We start from the raw sequence: 21,830 nt of genomic DNA on the forward strand, positions 1-21,830 counted from the left end.
GCGATGAAAGCAGCTTTCCCAGACAATAATGATGAGGATACCCTTCTGGACATGCTGCTTGAACGGGCTGATTTGCAGGGTCATTTAACCATGGATGATCTGGAAGAGATCATCCCGCAAAGTGGGGGACTACAGGAACGTCTGGATGAAGTGGTTGTTCACTTGAACAGCCAGGGGGTGCATGTTTTAGCTTCCGAAGAAAACCGCGAGAGTGTTGAAGATCTCAGTGAATTGATGAACGACGCGGACACGGATATGGACCCGTCGATGGGTTTCGAGCGTGTACCCAGCGAAGATACTATCAGCCTGTATTTGCGCGAAATGTCCCGTGTGCCCTTGCTGAACATGGAGCAGGAAGTGGATCTGGCCCAGCGCTATGAAGCCGGCAAGGCAGCCAGGGAGAAACTGATTAAATTGAACGGCAACTCCACTGAAGCGCAGCGCGCTGAATTGGAGGCGCTGGTTGAGGATGGGTTGGCTGCCCGCGAACACCTGATCAAAGCCAACACCCGCCTGGTGGTTAGTGTCGCTAAACGCTATAACGGACGCGGCGTGCCATTTCTGGATTTGATCCAGGAAGGCAACCTGGGGTTGATGAAAGCTGTTGAAAAGTACGATTACCGTAAAGGTTTCCGCTTTTCCACTTACGCGACCTGGTGGATCCGGCAGACAATCACAAGGGCGATTGCCGACCAGGGCCGCACCATTCGCGTGCCGGTCCATATGGTGGATCGCATCCGTGTCATGTACAAACGCACACACGAGCTGGAGCAAAAACTGGGACGCGAACCCAGCGTGGATGAGTTGGCCGAATCGCTGGAAATTCCCAAACAAAAACTGGAGTGGATGATCCGCGTTTCCTGGCTGCCGCTTTCGTTGGAAACACCGATTAACGAGGATGAAGATGAATCCGAATTAGGCAATTTCATCGAGGATCAGGATACACCCACGCCTAACCAAAGCGTTTACTCGAAATTATTGAGTGAAAAAATTGAAGAAGTGTTGGATACCCTCCCGTACCGCGAGGCGCACATCCTGCGGCTGCGGTTCGGCCTTGAAAACGGCCGCTATTATACGCTGGAAGAAGTGGGTAAGAAATTCGGATTGACGCGCGAACGCATCCGTCAGATTGAAACCAAAGCACTGCGCCGGCTGCGCCAACCGCGGCGATCCCGGCAGCTGCGGGAATATCTTTAGCTTCCCGGTTTACTCTTCATTAAAGAAACCGCGCATCATTTTGCTGATCAGCGCGGTTTTTTCATATAAAAGCATATGGCCGCATTTGGACATTAAATCCAGAGCTGCTTGCGGTAAATTATGTGCCAGTTCTCGCGCGGATACCGGCGTTGTGATCGGGTCGTTGGTACCGTTAACCAATTGGGCCGGGCAGGCGATCTTTCCAAAATCACCTCTCAAGTGGTATTCCGCGCAAATGCTGAGATCCGCCAATAACGTACTGGTGCGCACCTGGTTGAGCGGTTCCAGCAGCTTGCGGCGTTGGCTTTGTGGAAAGTCTCGATTAAAAGCGATTTGACCGAAGTCTTCAATAAACTGGCCTTTTCGATTTGGGCACAGCAGACTATCAAAGAGCTCTTCAGGTACCTTAAAATTGCTGCCGCAGGACACCAGGAATAAGCGATTGACTCTTTTAGGGAAGGCTTGTGCGAAATTTAGCGCCAACAAAGCGCCCAGTGAATGACCGGCCAGGTCGGCCTGGTAAATGTGCAGGCTGTCAAGGAAAAGGCGCAGGCTCTGCACCAGTGCAGGCAGGTGCTGGCAGGCTGTTCCGGCGGATTTGCCGTGGCCGGGCAGATCCAGTGCGATGATTTGGCGTTTGAGCGAACGGCGTATATCCACCGGCCAGGCCATGTGGCTGCCGCCGCTGCCGTGCAGAAGAATCAGCGGCCGGGCATTTTTGAGTTGGTCGCCTTCATCATAGATGCGGTAGAACAGATTGTTGCTGTAGGGCATTTCAGCCTTCCGAGGGCTGTGCGATGGGTTTGGTCATGTATAGATGCTCTTTCCTGAAACCGCGTTTTTGGTAATACAGACTGGTACCGATAGCGGCAATCACCGCCAGCTTTTGAAATCCCCTGGATGCGGCGATGCGTTCGGCTTCTTCCAGCAAATGAGTGCCGAGGCCGCTGTGTTGGGCGGCGCCGGCTTTCTCGCTGCCGACTTCCAGGGATTGTCCATAAATATGGACTTCGCGGATCAATCCGGCAGCTTGCAATTCCGGCATCTCCCGGTTTAACTCGGCCCGCATTTCGGCGCGGGAAGACGGTTCTCGGCTGGGCAGCGATAGCCGCAAGTATCCGGCCAGACGGTCATCTGCCGTGGTGTAGCTGATGAAATGTTCTTCCGCGTCGGCGGGATGATAGACGAAATCATCCAAAATTAATTGATCGGCTTCCACGGTATTCCCACGGATTTCGCGGCAGCGGATGCAGCGGCAGCGCTGGCCGCGCTGTTCCAGCTCTTTCTTGACATCCTGGCGCAGGCTGGAACGCAAGCTGCCGGCTTGAATGTAGTTGGCCGGAATGTCGCGGATCACGCGATTGACGCGTGTATAGATCGGAATGGAGGGCTTTATATCAGCCAACAGGTTGATTAGCTGCTGGGTAGTGTAGGGTTGGTATTTACCTTCCTGCCAGTAGCGGAAAAGCGGTGCTTCGCGCAGCAGTTGGGTGGGATAGATCTTGATTTCGTCCGGGCAGAAACCTCCGCTCCACATCTTGCCGAAATCCTCCCGATCGGAATCCGGGCTGGCGCCCATCAAATTTGGCATCCAATGCAGTACGATCTTGAAGCCGGCTGCCCGCAGCAGTGCGCAAGCATCCAGTGTCTCCTTCACGCCGTGTCCGCGGCAGTTGAGCTTGAGGATGGCATCGTCAAAACTTTGCGCGCCCATCTGGACCTTGGTCACACCCAAACGGCGCATGTGCGCCAGCTCGCGGGGGGTGATGGTGTCCGGCCGGGTTTCCACCACCAGACCGACATTGCGGCTGGCGGTACTCTGGTTGCGTATTTGCGCTTCCTCCAGCGTGTCTGAATCACTGCCATTCATGGCGTCCAAACAGCGCTTGACAAACCATTCCCGATAGGATTCATCATATGCGCTCCACGATCCGCCCAGGATGAGCAGCTCGATCTTGTCGATGGGGTGACCGATGGCCTGGTAGGATTCCAGGCGCGATTGGACCTGTAAAAAAGGGTCGAAATCATTTTGAAAAGCGCGCGCTGCACCCGGTTCTTCCCTAAGGTAACTTTTCGGCAGATCCTGATCGTCCGGGCAGAACAGGCATTCTCCCGGGCATTCGTGCGGTTCTGTCAAAACGGTCACGGTGGAAACGCCGGAAAGTGAGCGGATGGGTTTCATGCGAATGCGGGTCAGCAGGTCGGGGTTTTCTTTTTGCGCACCGCTGTTCACGCGTTGGTGATAGACATACACCAGCGTGTGTTTGGCGACGTACCCGCCGGTGCTGAGCGGGTGGCTGCGCACGGATTTCATCACCGGCGCCCCGTTCTGAATTTCATCCAGTACGGTACCGGCTATTTGTAACTGTTCTTCCGAATAATCGCGCGCATTGCGCCAGCTTTTTTTATCCATAATTTTTATTGTGGGTTCTGCCGATAACGCTATAATTAATATTAATGAAAGATTGGGTTATCGAAAAAATCGCTCTTATCAATCAAGAATTCTATCAAACATTCGCCAACTCCTTTTCTTCAACTCGGTATCGTGTCCAACCCGGCGTGGCTCGTCTGCTCAATCAAAATACAGGCAGTCTGGATTGGTTGGATATCGGCTGCGGTAATGGCACGCTGGCGTTTGCTTGTCTGGAAATGGGCCGTACTGGCTGCTACCTGGGGTGCGATTTTAGCCAGGAATTGCTGGAAGATGCCCGCAAAATATTGACGAACTATACAGTTCCGGCTGAACTGCAGCTGGAATTTCGCCAGGTGAACTTGAATAGCACTGCCTGGTTGGGAGAACTTCCACAAAAACACTGGCTGCAAATTTCTCTGTTTGCCGTACTCCATCATATTCCCGCCCAGGATAAACGCCAACAACTGTGCCGCAGTTTGCGGGGATTGCTTGAGCCGGGCGGTCAGGTATTCATCTCGGTCTGGCAGCTTCAAAACAGCGCGCGCTTGCTGCCGCGCATCAAGCCCTGGGAAATGGTGGGTATTCCCCATCACGAAGTGGAAGAAGGGGATGTTTTGATGGATTGGCGCGCCGGCCGGCAGGATGGGGAAAACGGAGAAGCGCTGCGCTATGTACATATTTTTTCCGAAAAGGAAATGTCCGATCTGGCCAACCAGGCCGGTTTTCAGGTGAAAGACTCTTTTTATTCGGATGGACATGAAGGCAACCTTGGGTTATATCAAATTTGGACATAACCTATCCGAATTGTATCTTGGAATGGATTAAATGGTAAAGTAGAATTAGTTGAAAAATAAATAATCAGGAGACATAAAATGGCAAGCGGGAATATCGATTTAGCTTCTTTGTTTAAACAGGTTTCTAAAGCCGTCGCTCAGAACCAGGATTCGTTGAACGAAGCCGATACTTATAATCATGACCACGGCGACCATATGGTCGAGATCTTTGAAGTCATCACTCAGGCGATGAAAGATAAGAAGAGTGCCGATCCGGCCGATCAATTGGAATACGCGGCTAAATTACTGCGCGAAAAATCCAGCAGCGGATCTGCTACGATATATGCGGATGGCCTGAAAAATGCGGCCAAGCAGGTTACCGGCAAGGACCTGGATGCCGGCAGTGTTATCAGCATTCTGCAATCGGTATTGGGCGCCAGCACCGAAACCAAATCCACCGGCGCAGCTTCCAGTGATATGTTGGGCTCCCTGCTGGGCCAGTTGACCGGCTCTTCTTCCGGTGAGTCCGGTGACGGCTTGGATATGGGCGATTTGTTGAGCGCTGGTATGAACTACATGAGTGCCAAGCAAAGCGGCAAGAGCGACCTGGAAGCAATCACAGGTGCCATCCTGTCCTCCAGCCAGGTAGCCAGCGGTTCAACCGCCCGCTCGCAATCCTCCGAGATTGTGGCCTCCACGCTGCTCAATGCTCTGTCGGGTATGCTGAACAAATAACTTTTCTGGAAATGATTGAGACACCCGCCGCCCGCGGGTGTCTTTTTTATCCCAAATTCATTTCCGGGCGAAGCTAAGGAGAAGTAAATCTACATACACTTCGAGTTGAAGATAAGAGGTTGACCTCAAACCAGTCGATGGTTAGAACTATTGCAAAGAAAATCAATATAACATTGAAGAAAGCGTTTAGCTGAGATCAACCTAATTAAAACTAAATATCTTGATTATTGTCATTGCGAGGAACGTAGTGACGAAGCAATCTCAATTGCTGGAGGAAGGCAAGACTCTGAGGAGAATAATAGGAAGTAATTTGGCGATATAAGCAATGAGCTGAGATCGCCACGTCGCTTCCAAAGAACGGAAGCTTCTCGCGATGACATGTATAGAAAGGGAATCCAAGGGTAAGTTAGGGGGTAAATCCAATAGGTGAATATAACCATTCTGGAATGTTGGTTGATATTTCGTGGTAACGCTTTTCAATATGCTTTTCGTTTAAAGTTGGGTTAACTGAGTGCTGTCGAGCGTGAAGCGTTCCTTTACACGCATTTTGTTTTTTAAGTGTTTATAATAACGAACCGACATTCTCAGGAAGGAAGCAAAGAAAAATGGCCATCGTATACATTGTTGTGGGTGTCCTTCTGGTCCTGATTGCATTCATGCTGATCCGGACCGCCCAACTTGGGCAGGCATCCGAACCGGTAGCTAAAATTGAAATGCCTTTGGTGGATACTAAAGAAATATCCCAGCATCTCTCTGAGATGATTCAAATCAAGAGCATTTCGAAAGAAGGGATTGGCAACGCAGACCCCAAACCGTTCCAGGATATCCATGCCTGGATGGAAAAAGCCTACCCGCTGCTTACCAGCCGCCTGGAAAAGACCACCATCAACACATGCAGCTTGTTGTTCCGCTTGCCGGGCAGCGATACCAGCCTGGCGCCGGTTCTGTTTAACGCGCATATGGACGTAGTACCGGTAGACGAAAGCACCCTGCCCGAATGGAAAGTCGAGCCTTTCAGCGGCACCATCCGTGAAGGTTACGTATGGGGGCGCGGCGCAATCGACATGAAAGGCCAGGCGGTCGGCTTGCTGGAATCCATGGAAGCGCTGCTGCGCGATGGATACGCGCCCAAACGCACCATTTATCTGGCTTTTGGCCATGATGAAGAAGTCATGGGCTTTGAGGGTTCGAAGAAGATCGTTGAGCATCTCAAGGCGCAGGGTGTGCAGCTCTCTGCCATGCTGGATGAAGGCGGATTTATCGCGACTGACGTGCTGCCGGGTGTCAGCGAACCCTTTGCCATGGTAGGCATTTCCGAAAAAGGTTATCTGACCTTGAAATTGCAGGCTTTTGCCACCCCCGGTCACTCCTCCCAGCCCCCGCGCCAAACGGCCATCGGCGTGATCGCGCGCGCCATTGCCTTGCTGGACGATCATCCCATGCCCGCCCACCTGGAATACTTCCTGCCTACTCTGTTGAATCTGGCGCATTTACTGCCTTTCGGCCAGCGTTTCGTGATCGCCAATGCCTGGTTATTCAAGGGTGCGTTGATCAATTCCCTGAGCAGATCCCAGCAATTGAACGCCTCGCTGCGCACCACTCATGCGGCCACTATTATCAATGGGGGTATCAAGGATAACGTGCTGCCGGCTTCCGTGACGGCTAAAGTGAACCTGCGCACGCTGCCCGGCGAAAGCATTGAATCGGTTATCGCTTACGTCACCAAAGTAATCGACGACCCGCGCGTCAAGGTCAGCATCGATGAAGAAAACGGTGGATGGGAATCTTCCGCGATCTCACCGGTGGATACCCCGGCCTATCGCTCGCTGGATTTGGTCACGCGCCAGGTGTTCGACAACGTACCTGTGGCGCCCTTTGTCTTTTTAGCGGCCACCGATTCGCGCCATTACCAGTCTATTTGTGGAAACATCTTCAAGTTCTCGCCCGTAATGCTCTCCTCGGGAGAACTACAGGGCATGCACGGCATCAATGAGCGCATCCTGCAGAAATCTTTCACCAAAATGGTGGTTTTCTACATGCGCATCATGCGCGTTTGGGGTGACGCAGAGTTTTAGGGTTATTTATTGATTTCGATTTTCAGGACGTGGCTGTCCGCGGCGCCGAAGCGGTATTTGTAATCTTCATCGCCGCGCATGAAATCAAAAAATTTCTTGCCGGTCTCAATCGCGTGCTGGATCAGGTATCCCAGCATGACCCAGCCGGGAGAGAACTCCCGATACTGCGGGTCAAAGCCGGAGTTGTAAACCCAGATGCGATCCTGGAAATCGAAACAAAGATAAGCAGCAGCCTTATTTCCTGCAATGGTCATAAAAGATAATTGCAGGATTTTCTCATTAAATGCCCAGCGAATGATGCTGCGCATCTGTTCGCGCATTGTGTCTGTCAGAAAAGTCTTTTTCTCGTCATCCAAAACCATCAGATCGAAAAACGCGTCGATCTCCTCATCCAGTTTTTCCTGTTCTTCCACAATGTACCAGCGGATCTCCTGGGGATCTTCGTCGGCGCGCCGCATCTTGCGCCGGATCTCGTGGCGCTGTTTTTTGTCGATGCCCGCCAGGTAGGTGTCCCAGTCCTCTGCCAGATGGATGATGGGGGTGTGATAAGCCTGTTCGGTTTTCACCGTCCAATTGTGTTTTTGGCTTTCTTTTTCCACGTAGGCGCGCGTCAGGGCATGTTCGGGTACGTTGTACAGCAGAAGGTCGTGGATATCGCTGAATGGCTCACCGGCCAGGAAGTCGAAGAGCAGCTCAAAGAATTCACCGGAATATTTAGGGTCGTGGATGAAATCGAGGTAATCGGATATCTCGATGCTGCCCAACAGCAGCAGCTTCCTGCGGCCTTCGTGGGCTGTACTGAAAAGCGGCGCAATGCCGATCAACTGGCCGTCCTTGCGCACGCTGATAATCCGCAGCTCCGCTTCGGGCCATTCACCGCCGCCCTTATACTGCCACCAGCTGGATAAATAGCCGTAGCGAAGGAAGGGCACATCGCTGCAGTTCTTCTCTAACAAAGCATCCCATTCTTTTTCGGGGATGTCTTCAAAATTTTGATGGGTTTTGATTTCTACCATGTTCACTCGTGTTGGCATTATACTCCACCGCCCCGGGCGGGGTAAAAAGGCCGGAATCTTGGATTAAAAAGTTACTGCTGCAGCAGAACGGTTTGGGTCGGGTAAGGCATATCTACGTTTTTTTCCTGCAAGTGATGAATGATTTCCAGATAGATGGCTTCCCTGCGTTGGACAAAGAGATCAAAATCGGCGCTTTCGATGTGATACATGATCTCAAAGTTGACGGTGTAATTTCCCAAATTTGATAGGTTGGCGCGGTCAAAGGTCACATCTTCTTGTTTTTCAATGATTTCCTTAAAGAGAGCAGGCAGGCTTTGCAAGGTTTGGTAAGGTGTATTGGGAGAGACACCGATAGTGATGTCAACCATACGCCGCTGCATGCTGCGGTAATTATGAATGCGGCTTTCCAATAAATCGGAATTAGAAAAGATCACTTCCTCCCCTTGCAGAGTGCGGATGCGTGTGCTTTTCAAACCGATGTTTTCAATCGTTCCGCCAATGTCGCCCACTTGTATGTAATCCCCAACCAGGAAGGGTTTGTCCAGAAAAATGGAAAGTGAGGCAAAGATATCTTTCAGAATGTTTTGTACGGCCAGACCGGCGGCGATGCCGCCCACGCCCAGGCTGGTGATCAGCGCGTCCATCTTCATACCGGAGACATTCTGGACGGTTACCAGTGCGACAATAGTCCAGATCAGGATTTTCCCGAACAATCCAAAAGCGTGCACGGCGGTTTGCTCTTCCTTGTTGCCGGCTTGCTTTTTCTCGCGGAAGATTACCAGATGGTTGATGAACCCGCCCAGCCAATAACCCACCTGCAGGGCAACAACAATATAGAAGATCTTATCGATAATGCTGATGATTTTGTCGGATATCGTTAGAAAATGCAGGCCTGCGTAGATACCGGCCAGGATGATCAACAATTCCTGCGTTTGAACGGCCACTTCCAGGATGATGTTGTCTACGCTGCTCCTGGTATGTTCGGCAGCTACTCGCATCCGGTTGATCAGAATGGTCTTGATTACTTTCACTGCCAGGTAAAGACCAACTGTCGTACCCAAAGCTTTCGCCCAATCACTCAGCGGGTTTCCCCAAAACACAATCGACAAGAATTGCATGCACACTCCTGATCGTAATAATTGAACTTATTATACAAAATCCAAATATTTCGCTTATTCAACGAAAATCTGTTTCTGTTTTTATAACAGCCTATAGGTTTATTAAACCAGTATAAATACGAGGTAAAAAAAATCTAATTTCCAGTAGATGCCGAATAAGCTAGCCTGTGTTAAAATCATTCAGCTATGACCACTGCAAAATTTTGGTTAGCATCCAATTCCCCTCGACGGCGCGAAATGTTATCCTGGCTTGGCTGGTCGTTCCAGTCTGCGCCGGCCAATATTGACGAGTCTGCGCTAGGGGGTGAAAACCCGTTGGAGCATGTCAAACGTCTGGCCTTGGGAAAGTGCCAGGTGAAAATCGATACCGCCCAACCGGGCGAGATCGTCATCGCAGCCGATACCATTGTGGTTTTGGAAAATGCGATTTTAGGAAAACCGGTGGATGAAAAGGACGCTTTTGTGATGTTAAAATCGTTGGGAGACCGCACGCACCAGGTCATTACGGCCCTTGCGGTTCGCCAGGTTGGTCTGCCGGATGTGCAGCAGGAGACTTGCATTTCCAACGTCCGAATGCGGAATTACAGCGACGCGGAAATTGAAGCCTACATCCGCAGCGGGGATCCGATGGATAAGGCCGGCGGGTACGCGATTCAAAACGCACAGTTTCACCCGGCGGTTAATTTTGCGGGTTGTTTTGCCAGCGTAATGGGCATGCCGCTGTGCCATTTGGAACGTACGTTGCGCAGGCTGGCGGATTATCAGCCCGCTGATCTGGCAGTTATTTGCCAGAAGAAATTAAATTACGCATGCCCTATTACTCGCCGTGTCATGATTGGCGAAAATATTGGATAATTGATGTGAGAAGGAATATATGATGGAAAAACGCCAAATGAAAATTCGGAAAAGCCTATTTTTCGTATTGATCATTTCGCTGCTGCTGCCAAGCTGCGGCCAGAAAGCGCCCGAGGAACTACCCACACCGCAATCACAAGTGACTACAGTGCCGGATGTGGACGGATTGGCGCAAAGTTTTTTGAGTGCCTGGCAGGCAAAAAATTATAAGAGTATGTATGAAATGCTCTCCAGTAGTGCAAAGAAATCATTCAGTCTGGAAGATTTCACAGCATATTATGAAGAGACTGCTTCGAATGCCACCCTGCAATCCGTAGACACCGAAGTGCTGTCCACAACGCTGAACCCGGAATCAGCCATTGCGAAATTTAAAGTAACTTACAACACTTCTTTATTCGGTTCCTTTGATCGTGAAATGGATATGCCTTTCTCCTGGGAAAACGATAGTTGGCTGGTAAACTGGAACTCCGGATTGATCATGCCGGAATTGGGCGGCGGCAGCCATCTGTCATTAGAGGTCTTGGCGAACGATCGCGGAGCGATTTATGATCGTAACGGCGAACCGATTGCGGATGAGACCACTGCCTGGTCTTTGGCTATCATTCCCAACCAGATTGAAGAAGGCAAAGAAGGCCAGCTTCTTAACATCCTATCGGAACTTACCGGAAAAACTCCGGAATCCATCCAGGCTTCTTATGAAGACCTGCGCTTGACCGATTGGTACGTGGCGGTGGGCGAGGCTTCGGACACGGATGTACAGGCTAATTGGGATACGCTGGTCAGCCTTGGCGGCCTGCAAATGAGCAAATACCAGACCCGTTATTATTACGATGGCGGCATCGCACCCCAGGCGATTGGATATGTTCTTTCCATTCCGACGGATGAAGTTGAAGCTTACAAAGAAAAAGGCTACCAGGGGGATGAATATGTGGGTCAGGCCGGTCTGGAAAAATACGCAGAAGAAGCTCTGGCCGGCAAACCGGCTGCGAACTTATACGTTGTGGATTCAAATAACCAGGTTATTTCCAAATTAAACCAGGCGGATTCCCGTCTGGCTGAAAATATCACCACTACGCTGGATAAGAATTTACAGATCCAGGCTCAGAACGCCATCATGGGTTTCAAAGGCGCGGTGGTTGTAATGGAAGTGGATACCGGCCGTATTCTGGCCATGGCTTCCTCACCCAGCCTGGACACCAACCTGTTTGATCCCAACAATACCAATTCCAGTGCCTTGTTGAACGACCTGCTCAACGACGGCGACCAGCGTTTGCTGAACCGTGTCACCCAGGGTACTTACCCGGCGGGTTCCGTTTTCAAGATCATCGACATGGCGGCTGCGCTGGAGAGCGATCTATATACGCCTGATACCACTTACTACTGCGGTTCCTATTTCGAGGAATTGCAGGGCGAGAAATTTAAAGACTGGACGGTGGATCATGATTTGCCGGCCAGCGGAACTTTGACGCTGACCCAGGGGCTAATCCGCTCCTGTAATCCCTGGTTCTATCACATCGGTTTGGATCTTTTCCGCCAGAAAGGCGCGACTTATATATCGGATATGGCCCGCGGTTTCGGCCTGGGCAGCGCCACCGGCATTGATCAGGTGGCTGAAGATACCGGCCAAATTGTTGATCCGTCTACGGATGGCGACGCAGTCCAACAGGGCATCGGCCAGGGCGATATGCTGGTTACTCCATTACAGGTGGTGCGCTATACAGCCGCCATTGCCAACGGCGGTACGCTTTACCGCCCGCAGTTGGTCGAACGCATTACTACTACAGCGGGTGTGGATGTTTCGACCTTGTCGCCCGAGGCTACCGGAACATTGCCGATTTCGCAGGAAACATTGGAAGCAATCCAAACCGCCATGCGCGGTGTGGTCAGTTCTCGTATCGGTACGGCACGCGACGCGCTGTCCGGCCTGGCAATTCCGACTTACGGTAAAACCGGAACAGCGCAAAACCCGATGGGTGATTCGCATGCCTGGTTCACCGGATATACGGATGAAAATCGTGAAGATTTACCCGATATTGCCGTGACTGTAATTGCCGAGAATGCCGGCGAAGGCTCTGAAATTGCCGCTCCTATTTTCAGGCGTATGATTGAAACTTATTTCTACGGTGAACCCAAGAAGTTATTTGATTGGGAAGTCAAGCTCAACGTGACCAAGACGCCCACCGAAGAATTTACGCTTACACCTACCGAGGGTGGCGAACAACAATCCACCCCGGCGCCTGCCGGATGAACGCTTCGCCGTCCAAAGGGTTGGTTGTCCGCCAACAGGCCGGTTTTTATACGGTTGATGTTGGCGGAAAAGAAATTACCTGCAAACTGCGCGGTAAATTTAAGCAGCTTAGAGCGAATGAGGACCTGGTTGCCATTGGCGATTGGGTCCTGTTTTCCCTCCTATCGGATGAGAGCGGTGTAATTGAAGAAATCCTCCCGCGCCAAAATGCCTTCTTCCGCTTAGCTCCGTCCGCGCGCGGTGATTACAAACAAATCCTGATCGCCAATATCGATCAGATCTTTTTTGTGTTTTCCTGTGCGGAACCGGAACCCAGCATGAGAATGCTGGATCGTTTTCTGGTCATCGCGGAAAAACAAAAAATTCCACCGGTCATTGTCGCCAATAAAGTGGATTTGATCGGGGAAGAACAGGCGCACCGCCTTTTCTCCGTCTATGAAGATTTGGGATATCCGCTGCTGTTGACTTCCGCGCACGAAAAAATAAACATCGATCCGCTGCGTGAATATCTGATTGGTCGAACCAGCGCTTTCTCCGGCCCTTCCGGAGTGGGCAAATCCAGCCTGCTTAACCGCGTCCAACCGGATTTGGGTGCTCAAATTGGTCGTTTAAAAGCCTCTTCCGGAAAAGGCCGCCATACAACAGTAGTACGCCAACTGATCCCGTTGAAGGATGGCGGTTACGTGGCCGATATGCCTGGTTTGCGTTCTCTATCGTTATGGGATACGGAACCGGAAGAACTGGACGGATATTTTCCGGAAATGCGCGATCTGGTGGCAGATTGCCAATATAACAATTGTAGCCATATCATGGAACCTGGCTGCGCAATTAAAGAAGCTGTTCAAAAAGGTAAGATAGATCCTGCACGTTATGATTCGTATATTCGCTTGCGGCAGGGGGATGATTTATAAAGAAACTGAAAAGTTTTCGCTTATAATTCGCAAACTTCGTTAAGGAAAAAATATGAAAATTAAAAGACTCCGCGTACCGCTCTCTCTAGCAATTATCCTGCTGTTATCAGCCTGCCAAAATATTGGGCTTTTTGAACCCACGGCCACACCCATCCCGCCCACTCCCACACCACTGCCGCCCAGTGAATTGACCATTTGCCTGGGAACGGAACCGGAATCTCTTTACCCCTATGCGCTTTCCTCGGAGACCGCGCGCGATATTGTACAGGTGATTTACCCCGGGCCATTTGCGCAAACCGATGGCAGTATTTCCCCGGTGATCATTAAGTCGATGCCGGATTACTCCAACGGCGGTGCCAGTTTTACGCCGGTGACGGTACGCGAGGGCGATCAGGTCGTAAATATCTACGGAGAATTGATCGTTTTGCAGAGCGGCGCGCAGGTGTTTCCCAGCGGATGCACTTCGCCCGATTGCGCAATCACCTGGGACGGAACCACGGAAATTCAGATGGATCAGCCGGTAGTGAATTTCACCCTGGTCGATAAGCTAACCTGGTCGGATGGGCAGGCTGTGACCGCGGCGGATTCGGTTTACAGCTTTGAACTGGCGGCTGATGAGGACACCCCAGTTAGCAAGATTTACACTAACTTAACCGCCAGCTATACTGCTACAGACGATACCACACTGCAGTGGATCGGCAAACCCGGTTTGGTCACAACTGACCTGGAGAATTTTTTCTGGCTGCCGCTGCCCCAACACCTTTGGGGCGATTTAAGCGCGGCTGAATTATTGGATTCGGATCTGGCATCACAAAGCCCTCTGGGTTGGGGACCATACCAACTGGATGAGTGGGCGGCCGGCGACCATATGCGCCTGAGCAAGAATCCATATTACTTCCGTGCTGCTGATGGTCTGCCGCAATATGATTACCTGAATTTGAAATTCATCTCATCCGGCGATATCGGCGCGGCCAGCGACGGCACCTGTGACATTGTCGCCAGCGATGCCCTGGCGTTGGATCAAGTGGTGTCCAATGCCGCCAATTTAGCGAATTCGGATTACCAGCTGCGGCAAAGCAATTCCGACCAAATCGAGTTTCTGGCATTCGGAATTACGCCGGCTTCTTACGATGATACCTATTATCCCTATGGAGCCGACCGGCCGGATATCTTCGGGGATGTCAATACTCGCAAAGCCATGGCTTTTTGTATCGATCGCCAGGGAATCCTGGCCGAGTTGACCGGTGGTTTGGTGGGCGTTTCGGATTCGTACCTGAGCAGCGATAACAGCCTCCTGAACGGATTGGCGCTCAGCCAATATCCTTACGACCCCGAGCAGGGGAAAGCTTTGCTGCAGGAGGTAGGCTGGCAGGATTATGACCAAAATCCGGCTACCCCTCTGACCATGATTAGTACAACCACCAGAGTGCCTTACGGTACCAATTTTGTTATTACGCTGTACACTTCGCAATCGCCGCTGCGCGCGGCCATCGCTCAGAAAATTGCGGATGATCTGATGAATTGCGGCATCCAGGTGACGGTTGAACAGCAAGCTTTAGCGGATCTATATAAGCCAGGCCCGGACGGTCTGGTGTTTGGGCGCAGCTTTGACTTGGCGTTGATGTCCATGAGCATCGGCTCGCAGCCTGACTGTGAACTGTTCACCACAGAAGAAATTCCGAACGCGGATAATAATTGGATCGGCATGAACACCGGTGGTTCCAATTTTATCGGGTATACAAGCACGGCGTACGATACGGCATGTGGTGCTGCCCGGACGGCTGGGTTGGACCAGGCGGCTTATACACGTGAAATTCAAAACACGTTATTGGATTTATCCAGTGAATTGCCTTTTATCCCGCTTTTCCATCATCAAAACTTTTTATTGGTGAAAAACAATTTGTGCGCAGATGAAGGCTTGAATTCGTTGGAAAAGATATTATCTTCTATCGATACCTTTAGCCCAAATATCATTTGCAATTAGAAGTCATATACAATAAGATAAAAACCATATCGTAAAAATATATCAAAATTGACATTCATTTTTAATTATTGTAAAATCGTTTAATTTCCGAGAGGACAATTGTTGCATGAATGGTAACAAGAAGACATTGCTTGAAGTAAAGAATCTTGAGACAAGTTTTTCAACATGGGAAGGAATGGTTCATGCTGTAAATGGAGTCTCTTTTAAGCTCTCTGAAGGGGAAACATTAGGAATAGTTGGAGAGAGCGGTTGTGGAAAAAGTGTTACAGTCCTTTCCCTGCTTCGTTTGATCCAATCCCCCCCCGGAAAAATCGTGAACGGAACAGCTTTTTTCAACGGTAAAGATTTAATGAAAATGACTGAAAAAGAGCTGAATGAGGTCCGAGGCTCCCAAATCAGTTTGATTTTTCAAGATCCGATGACATTTTTCAATCCTGTTCTGACAATTGGCGAACAGGTCATGGAACCGTTGAAACTTCATCTAGGCGTGTCTGAAGCGGATGCCCAAGCAAGAGCGATTGAAATTCTGAACATGGTGGGCATCTCTAATCCAGAGGAACGATTAAAAGATTACCCCTATCAATTTTCCGGTGGAATGCGTCAACGTGCCATGATTGCCATGGCACTAATTTGTTCACCTCAAATTCTCATTGCGGATGAACCAACTACCGCTTTGGACGTAACCGTTCAAGCTCAAATTGTTGACCTCGTGAAGAAACTCCGGGATGAGTTGGGCATGTCCATTATTTGGATCACTCATGACCTGGGGATCGTAGCGGGATTAGTCGACCGTGTTGCCGTTATGTACGCCGGTTATATCGTTGAGACGGCGGACGTGATGGAATTATATAAGAATCCAAGGCATCCCTATACCATAGGCCTTCTGGGAAGCCTTCCACGTTTGGATGAAACTGAGCGCAGGAAATTGGCATCCATTGATGGTATTCCGCCAGTACTTTTCCGATCTGCCTCAACTTGTCCGTTTGCCCCACGCTGCCCTTATCGAATTGACCGTTGTTTCAATGAAAACCCAATGCTTCGAAATGTTGGCGATGGGCACGAGATTGCTTGCTGGGTGGATGTGGTAAATCACAAGGAGCAGGTGTAAAAAACAATGAAGAATGGTGAAGTTCTTTTAGATGTAAAAGAATTGGTTCAATATTTTCCAATTCGCCGCGGTGTACTGCAAAAAGTAGTTGGTTACGTCCATGCTGTTGACGGAATTAGTTTTGATATTAAGCGGGGAGAAACATTGGGTTTAGTAGGCGAATCCGGATGCGGAAAAACCACAACCGGACGTTCAATTTTACAGCTATACAAACCGACGAGTGGGCAAGTCATTTTCGACGGTATGAATTTGGTGGAATTAAATGGAAAGAAGATGCGGGAGGAACGCAAAAAGATCCAGATGATTTTCCAGGATCCGTATGCCAGCCTGAATCCGCGCATGACGGTTGAGGAAATCGTCGGCGAGCCATTAAAAATCCATAAAATTGTTGAAAATTCCGAAATTCGGAATAAAGTAAAAGAGTTGCTGGAACTTGTACGGTTAAATCCGGCTTATATTGACCGATACCCCCACGAATTTTCCGGCGGACAACGCCAAAGAATCGGCGTCGCCAGGGCTTTAGCGCTTAACCCCGAGTTAATTGTTTGCGATGAACCTATTTCCGCTTTGGATGTGTCGGTGCAGGCGCAAATTGTAAATATGTTGGAGGAATTGCAGTCCGAGATGAATCTGACGTATTTATTCATTGCGCATGATCTTTCTGTTGTGAAACATATCAGCGATCGCGTGGCTGTGATGTATTTGGGGGTGATAATGGAAATGACGAGCCGCGATGAACTGTACAGCAATCCATTGCATCCTTATACAATCGCCCTGCTGTCCGCTGTTCCTATACCTGATCCTGAAAAAGAAATTAACCGGAAACGTATTATTTTGGAAGGTGATGTACCTTCCCCGGTAGATCCGCCTTCGGGATGCCGGTTTAGGACAAGATGCCCATTGGCTCAGGAAATCTGTGCAAAAGAACGTCCGGAATTTCGAGAAGTAAAACCAGGGCATTTTGTTGCGTGTCATCTTGTCAGGGAAATAACCCCTGGTGTATTTAGAGCTGAAATATAAATATATTTTATTAAAGGAGGTGGTTCAATCGAACGTTGTGGTTAGTAGTAAATAAATCAAAATTTCTCTGGAGGAGAACATGAATAAGAAAATATTGACAATTCTGAGTATGTTATTAGTCTTCGGAATGCTCCTGGTTTCTTGTGGCTCAAGCGCTGAACCTGCTGCTGCTGAACCAACGACAGCCGAAGAACCTGCCGCTGCTGAAGAAGCACCGGCAGCTGCTGCATTTGCATCCAAGGATCCGACCACTTACACTATGGCAACTATTGGTGAACCGGATACATTGGATCCCGCGATCGATTATGAAACCGCCGGCAGCGAAATCTCCCAAAATGTGTATGAGACTCTGGTCTTCTACAAAAGGGATAGCGCGACTGAATTTATTCCTATGCTGGCTTCAGATTGGACAGAATCAGAAGATGGCTTGACCTATACATTTACGATTCGCGATGGTGTAACTTTCCACAATGGCGATCCGTTGACCGCTTCTGACGTGGCTTATTCTATTCAGAGAGTGCTGCTGAATGGTGATACAAACTCTCCTTCTCTGCTTCTCTCAGAGCCTTTCCTGGGAATCGGCATTGTTGATGTTTCAATGCTGATTGATCCGGAAGGTGGTCTGATTGATTCGCGCGAAGCGATGCAGGCTGTAGATCCGGCAACATTGACCTCTGTCTGCGAGCAGGTAAAGGCAGCCGTTGTGGCTGACGAAGCGGCAGGTACTGTGACCATGACCCTGGCACAGCCTTACGGACCTTTCATCGCTTCACTTGCTCACACCGTTGCTTCGATCGTTGATCAGAGCTGGACAGCCGAACAAGGTGCATGGGATGGCTCTTGCGATACATGGCAGAATTTCTATGCGACGACATGGGAAAATACCCCCTTGGCTGAAATCACCAACGGTACCGGCCCCTTCATGTTGGAATCCTGGGATCATGCTACCCAGACACTTGTCCTGTTGCGCAATGACAATTACTGGCGGACAGAACCGCTGTGGGATGGCGCCCAAACCGGTAACGCAAAACTGGAGCGCGTTGTGATCCAGGGCGTGGATGAGTGGGGTACCCGCTTCTCCATGCTGCAGGCTGGTGATGCAGATTCTGCTGTAGTTCCGATTGCCAACGTATCCCAAGTGGATCCCATGGTTGGTGAAAGAACCGATTACGAATTGGCCGCGGGTGCCTTTGGCGATATGTATGCAACTGAAACCCCCGACCAACCGCTGCGTTTGTTCTATGCCGCTCCCGGTTTGCTGCGCGGTGATATTCTGATGACCGAGCAGATCGAAGCTGCGGAAGATGGCAGCCAATTTACCGGCACCGGCAATTTGGATGGCGGCAAGGGTATTCCTTCCGATTTCTTCCTGGATGAGCATATCCGCAAAGCCTTCAACTACTGCATGGACTGGGAAACAATGATCCAGGACTTCTATCAGGGTGATGCCGTACGCACCGCGTACTCGCTTGTTCTGCCTGGAGAAATTGGCTATAACGTTGATGATCCCATGTATGCATACGATCCGGACAAATGCGCTGAGGAATTTAAAGCTTCAGCTCAGGTTGATTCCGCCGGAAATAACGTATGGGATACCGGTTTCCATTTCACAGCCGTATGGAACGAAGGCAACACTGCCCGCCAGACTGCTTTGACAATCCTCTCGGATTCCCTGAAGAAAGTCAACCCGAAATTCGAAATGGAAGTACTTTCGATGCCTTGGGCATCCATGCTGCACTACTACCAGGCCCGTCAGCTGCCTATGTACATGATTGGCTGGCAGGAAGATATTCATGATCCGCACAACTGGTATTCGCCCTATTTGGTTGGGACCTATGGCAATAACTTTGCCTTCCCCGATGATGTCAAAGCTGGATTCATCGACTATGTAAACCGCGGTGTTGCAGCAACTTCTGCGGAAGCTCGTACAGAAATCTATCACGAGCTGAACCAAAAAATCTATGATTATGCGCCTATCATCAACGGCCCTGTGGCGACCAACCGCCATTATGAACAGCGCTGGGTGAACGGTTACTATTTCAACCCGCTTTACGGCGGCTTCTACTATTACGAAATGTCGAAAAACTAAACAAGGGTTAATCGACAGAAAAAAAGAAGGGTCTGGGTTGCAAAACCCAGACCCTTAGAAACAAGATAATCTGCTGGAATTATTATGACGACTTATATTATCCGACGTATTTTATTAGTCCCGTTGCTATTATTTGGTGTAACAATACTCATTTTTGGAATGCTGCAATTTTTACAGCCTGCTGAAAGAGCAGCTTTATATATCCGGGATATTCCTAAAAATCCGGAAGCATTGGAATCTGTCATTAGAAATTATGGATTGGATCAACCTCTCTACGTGCAATATTGGAATTGGCTGGTTGGCCGTAAAAACCTTACAACCGGAGAGATCAGCGGTGGAATATTGCGGGGCGATTTTGGCTATTCACGCGTGGGATCTGAGCCAGTTATCGATATGATCAAGAACAGGTTCCCTGCAACCTTGGAATTGGCATTATGGGCTTTTCTCCCGATTATTGGTGTGGGTGTTTGGCTGGGCGTTGAGTCAGCAACACATCATAATAAATTCATCGACCAGTTCGCACGTGTTTTTAGTATCATTGGATATTCTTTCCCTGTCTTTGTATTTGGTTTGTTGGCGTTGATGCTTTTCTATGGAAAATTACAGTGGTTTCCTCCCGGAAGATTTTCCAACTGGGTGTTGGCGGAAATCAATACCGGTACATTTACTCAATACACAAAGATTATGACGTTGGATGCTTTACTTAATTGGCGCTTGGATATTTTCTGGGACGCTATCAGGCACCTCATCCTTCCTGTAATTACTCTTTCGTATGTAAGCTGGGCTTCATTCCTGCGCGTAACTCGTTCTTCTATGCTGGAATCTCTCCATCAAGATTACATGGTCACTGCCAAAGCTAAAGGACTCCCGGAAAGAGATGCAGTCAGACGGCATGCTTTGCCGAACGCCTTGATTCCGGTCGTAACCCTGGCTGGCTTTACTGTGGTTATGTTGTTGGGCGGTGTTGTGATCACTGAGACGATTTTCAACTTCCCCGGAATCGGTTCGGCCGCGGCTGAAGCAGCAGCCCAATTGGATGTGGTAACTGTTCTTGGATTTGCATTATTTAACGGTTTTATATTGATTTTCGCAAACTTAGTATCGGATATCTTGTACGCTGTGGTAGATCCGCGCGTGCGTTTATCATCATTATGAGGTGAAAGCTAGATGAGTGAAGTAACTAACCAACCCAGAAGGAAATCTCCAGTTGAATCCCTTTCCCAGGAGAGTCGGGAGAAATTAAAGAATTTAAACGCGGACATTATATCAACTCGCAAAATTGGCCGCGTTGAGAGATTTTTCGGGAAAGAAAATTATCGGATATTAAAAGGGTTGGTAACCACCCCTACCTCAATTGTGGGGTTAATCTTAATTGCTTTCTTTGTCTTGATTGCCCTGGCAGCACCTGTAATTGCCCCACCCCTCCCCAACACAGACCCTTATCAGATGCCTCGCGATGGATATAGCGCTCAACCCAAACCGCCAATGAGCGAATGGAAAAGTGATGTTCCCCCCACACCGGGTTGGTACACATTCTTTACCGGTAAGGAGGAATGGGTGCATTTGATGGGTACTTCCTCCAATGCTTACGATATTTTCTATGGAGTCATTTGGGGTACTAGGACTGCATTGAAAACCGGCGTTATTATCGAATTCATCACTTTGCTGATAGGCATCCTGGTTGGATCTTTCGCGGCATATTACGGAGGTAAAGTTGATAATATCGTCATGCGGATAGTTGACATCTTCATGACATTGCCGTTCCTGTTGGCAGCATTGATTCTGGCTGCTGTATTAATGCCTGTGTTGGGAAGGAGCACGGTTCCTTCTGTGATTGCCTTGACTGCCTTCGGTTGGATGAATTATGCCCGTTTGATCCGCGGCGATATCCTGACCGTAAAAGAACGCGATTATGTATTGGCAGCGCGGGTTATTGGTGTGAAAGACCGCAATATTCTATTCAAACACATTATCCCAAATGCCATCTTCCCCACACTCGTCATTGCATCGATGGATATCGGTACTTACGTACTTAATTTTGCTGCTCTGTCGTTTTTGGGAATTGGCACGCAAATTGGGTATGCGGATTGGGGCCAGATTCTCAGCTTCGCACGTGACTGGATAACCCAATTAGGCACCTATTGGTATATTGTTGTCTATCCCGGCATTGTGCTGGTTTTGTTTGTACTGGGTTGGAATTTGGTAGGAGATGCAGTCCGCGATGTGATGGATCCGAAATTGCGGAAATTGCAGGAAAGCTCTCAAGAAGGATAATCAGGATTTTTCAA

17 protein-coding genes are annotated in these 21,830 nt (G+C 49.6%); 13 read left to right on the top strand and 4 right to left on the bottom strand.

Annotated elements, in window-relative coordinates; translation table 11 throughout:
* Positions 1-3: 3 nt before the first annotated feature.
* Entirely contained in the window at positions 4-1,197 is a 1,194-nt protein-coding gene (locus Pelsub_RS02840; RefSeq protein WP_116226253.1) for a sigma-70 family RNA polymerase sigma factor, read from the top strand.
* A 9-nt stretch (positions 1,198-1,206) separates the two neighbouring features.
* On the opposite strand, the gene Pelsub_RS02845 is transcribed toward Pelsub_RS02840, so the two are convergent.
* Both Pelsub_RS02845 and Pelsub_RS02850 read right to left on the bottom strand, forming a co-directional pair.
* Positions 1,207-1,971: an alpha/beta fold hydrolase gene (locus tag Pelsub_RS02845; protein ID WP_116226252.1), complete on the bottom strand. Its 765-nt coding sequence runs from the start codon at positions 1,969-1,971 to the stop codon at positions 1,207-1,209.
* Between the two features lies 1 nt (position 1,972).
* Positions 1,973-3,610 carry an elongator complex protein 3 gene (locus Pelsub_RS02850; protein WP_116226251.1) on the bottom strand — a complete coding sequence of 546 codons (1,638 nt, stop codon included), beginning with the start codon at positions 3,608-3,610 and terminating at the stop codon, positions 1,973-1,975.
* 44 nt (positions 3,611-3,654) lie between these two features.
* Between Pelsub_RS02850 and Pelsub_RS02855 the strand changes: the two genes are divergently transcribed.
* The 3 genes from Pelsub_RS02855 to Pelsub_RS02865 all read left to right on the top strand — a co-directional run bounded on the left by Pelsub_RS02855 (position 3,655) and on the right by Pelsub_RS02865 (position 7,193).
* Positions 3,655-4,404 (top strand): class I SAM-dependent methyltransferase, encoded by a 750-nt coding sequence (locus Pelsub_RS02855; RefSeq protein ID WP_116226250.1) that lies wholly within the window; start codon positions 3,655-3,657, stop codon positions 4,402-4,404.
* A gap of 78 nt (positions 4,405-4,482) precedes the next feature.
* Positions 4,483-5,118 (top strand): DAK2 domain-containing protein, encoded by a 636-nt coding sequence (locus Pelsub_RS02860; RefSeq protein WP_116226249.1) that lies wholly within the window; start codon positions 4,483-4,485, stop codon positions 5,116-5,118.
* A gap of 605 nt (positions 5,119-5,723) precedes the next feature.
* Positions 5,724-7,193, top strand: coding sequence for a M20/M25/M40 family metallo-hydrolase (locus Pelsub_RS02865; RefSeq protein WP_116226248.1), 1,470 nt, complete (start codon positions 5,724-5,726; stop codon positions 7,191-7,193).
* A 2-nt stretch (positions 7,194-7,195) separates the two neighbouring features.
* On the opposite strand, the gene Pelsub_RS02870 is transcribed toward Pelsub_RS02865, so the two are convergent.
* Together Pelsub_RS02870 and Pelsub_RS02875 are read right to left on the bottom strand one after the other, a co-directional pair.
* Positions 7,196-8,209, bottom strand: a complete 1,014-nt coding sequence (locus Pelsub_RS02870) for a GNAT family N-acetyltransferase (protein WP_158674951.1) — start codon at positions 8,207-8,209, stop codon at positions 7,196-7,198.
* 71 nt (positions 8,210-8,280) lie between these two features.
* Positions 8,281-9,327 carry a mechanosensitive ion channel family protein gene (locus Pelsub_RS02875; RefSeq protein WP_116226246.1) on the bottom strand — a complete coding sequence of 349 codons (1,047 nt, stop codon included), beginning with the start codon at positions 9,325-9,327 and terminating at the stop codon, positions 8,281-8,283.
* 186 nt (positions 9,328-9,513) lie between these two features.
* On the opposite strand from Pelsub_RS02875, the gene Pelsub_RS02880 reads away from it, so the two are divergent.
* The 9 genes from Pelsub_RS02880 (at position 9,514) to Pelsub_RS02920 (ending at position 21,816) form a co-directional block, all read left to right on the top strand.
* Entirely contained in the window at positions 9,514-10,182 is a 669-nt protein-coding gene (locus Pelsub_RS02880) for a Maf family protein (protein ID WP_116226245.1), read from the top strand.
* Positions 10,183-10,201: 19 nt separating this feature from the next.
* Positions 10,202-12,430 (top strand): penicillin-binding transpeptidase domain-containing protein, encoded by a 2,229-nt coding sequence (locus Pelsub_RS02885; RefSeq protein ID WP_116226244.1) that lies wholly within the window; start codon positions 10,202-10,204, stop codon positions 12,428-12,430.
* Positions 12,427-13,341: a ribosome small subunit-dependent GTPase A gene (gene rsgA / locus Pelsub_RS02890; RefSeq protein ID WP_116226243.1), complete on the top strand. Its 915-nt coding sequence runs from the start codon at positions 12,427-12,429 to the stop codon at positions 13,339-13,341. The genes Pelsub_RS02885 and rsgA overlap by 4 nt, the downstream gene beginning before the upstream one ends.
* Before the next feature lie 52 nt (positions 13,342-13,393).
* Positions 13,394-15,325 carry an ABC transporter substrate-binding protein gene (locus Pelsub_RS02895; protein WP_116226242.1) on the top strand — a complete coding sequence of 644 codons (1,932 nt, stop codon included), beginning with the start codon at positions 13,394-13,396 and terminating at the stop codon, positions 15,323-15,325.
* A gap of 106 nt (positions 15,326-15,431) precedes the next feature.
* Positions 15,432-16,433 (top strand): ABC transporter ATP-binding protein, encoded by a 1,002-nt coding sequence (locus tag Pelsub_RS02900; protein WP_116226241.1) that lies wholly within the window; start codon positions 15,432-15,434, stop codon positions 16,431-16,433.
* A gap of 6 nt (positions 16,434-16,439) precedes the next feature.
* The gene (locus Pelsub_RS02905) at positions 16,440-17,453 is read left to right on the top strand and encodes an ABC transporter ATP-binding protein (RefSeq protein WP_116226240.1); all 1,014 of its coding nucleotides are present in this window, start codon (positions 16,440-16,442) and stop codon (positions 17,451-17,453) included.
* A 79-nt stretch (positions 17,454-17,532) separates the two neighbouring features.
* Positions 17,533-19,542, top strand: coding sequence for an ABC transporter substrate-binding protein (locus Pelsub_RS02910; RefSeq protein WP_116226239.1), 2,010 nt, complete (start codon positions 17,533-17,535; stop codon positions 19,540-19,542).
* Between the two features lie 84 nt (positions 19,543-19,626).
* Positions 19,627-20,697, top strand: a complete 1,071-nt coding sequence (locus Pelsub_RS02915) for an ABC transporter permease (RefSeq protein WP_116226238.1) — start codon at positions 19,627-19,629, stop codon at positions 20,695-20,697.
* Positions 20,698-20,709: 12 nt separating this feature from the next.
* On the top strand, positions 20,710-21,816 hold the full coding sequence (locus tag Pelsub_RS02920; protein WP_116226237.1) for an ABC transporter permease: 1,107 nt from the start codon (positions 20,710-20,712) through the stop codon (positions 21,814-21,816).
* Positions 21,817-21,830: the final 14 nt, after the last annotated feature.

Origin of the sequence: Pelolinea submarina, from assembly GCF_003966975.1 — a bacterium.
In the GTDB taxonomy this organism is placed as follows: Bacteria; Chloroflexota; Anaerolineae; order Anaerolineales; family Anaerolineaceae; genus Pelolinea; species Pelolinea submarina.

Bases quoted from the DNA above. Each gene is read 5' to 3' on its own strand.
- Pelsub_RS02895 (WP_116226242.1), top strand. From the start codon at position 13,394: ATGAAAATTAAAAGACTCCGCGTACCGCTCTCTCTAGCAATTATCCTG.
- Pelsub_RS02885 (WP_116226244.1), top strand. From the start codon at position 10,202: ATGATGGAAAAACGCCAAATGAAAATTCGGAAAAGCCTATTTTTCGTA.
- Pelsub_RS02865 (WP_116226248.1), top strand. From the start codon at position 5,724: ATGGCCATCGTATACATTGTTGTGGGTGTCCTTCTGGTCCTGATTGCA.
- Pelsub_RS02875 (WP_116226246.1), bottom strand. From the start codon at position 9,327: ATGCAATTCTTGTCGATTGTGTTTTGGGGAAACCCGCTGAGTGATTGG.
- Pelsub_RS02915 (WP_116226238.1), top strand. From the start codon at position 19,627: ATGACGACTTATATTATCCGACGTATTTTATTAGTCCCGTTGCTATTA.
- rsgA (WP_116226243.1), top strand. From the start codon at position 12,427: ATGAACGCTTCGCCGTCCAAAGGGTTGGTTGTCCGCCAACAGGCCGGT.
- Pelsub_RS02855 (WP_116226250.1), top strand. From the start codon at position 3,655: ATGAAAGATTGGGTTATCGAAAAAATCGCTCTTATCAATCAAGAATTC.
- Pelsub_RS02920 (WP_116226237.1), top strand. From the start codon at position 20,710: ATGAGTGAAGTAACTAACCAACCCAGAAGGAAATCTCCAGTTGAATCC.
- Pelsub_RS02860 (WP_116226249.1), top strand. From the start codon at position 4,483: ATGGCAAGCGGGAATATCGATTTAGCTTCTTTGTTTAAACAGGTTTCT.
- Pelsub_RS02880 (WP_116226245.1), top strand. From the start codon at position 9,514: ATGACCACTGCAAAATTTTGGTTAGCATCCAATTCCCCTCGACGGCGC.
- Pelsub_RS02840 (WP_116226253.1), top strand. From the start codon at position 4: ATGAAAGCAGCTTTCCCAGACAATAATGATGAGGATACCCTTCTGGAC.
- Pelsub_RS02870 (WP_158674951.1), bottom strand. From the start codon at position 8,209: ATGGTAGAAATCAAAACCCATCAAAATTTTGAAGACATCCCCGAAAAA.
- Pelsub_RS02910 (WP_116226239.1), top strand. From the start codon at position 17,533: ATGAATAAGAAAATATTGACAATTCTGAGTATGTTATTAGTCTTCGGA.
- Pelsub_RS02905 (WP_116226240.1), top strand. From the start codon at position 16,440: ATGAAGAATGGTGAAGTTCTTTTAGATGTAAAAGAATTGGTTCAATAT.
- Pelsub_RS02900 (WP_116226241.1), top strand. From the start codon at position 15,432: ATGAATGGTAACAAGAAGACATTGCTTGAAGTAAAGAATCTTGAGACA.
- Pelsub_RS02850 (WP_116226251.1), bottom strand. From the start codon at position 3,610: ATGGATAAAAAAAGCTGGCGCAATGCGCGCGATTATTCGGAAGAACAG.
- Pelsub_RS02845 (WP_116226252.1), bottom strand. From the start codon at position 1,971: ATGCCCTACAGCAACAATCTGTTCTACCGCATCTATGATGAAGGCGAC.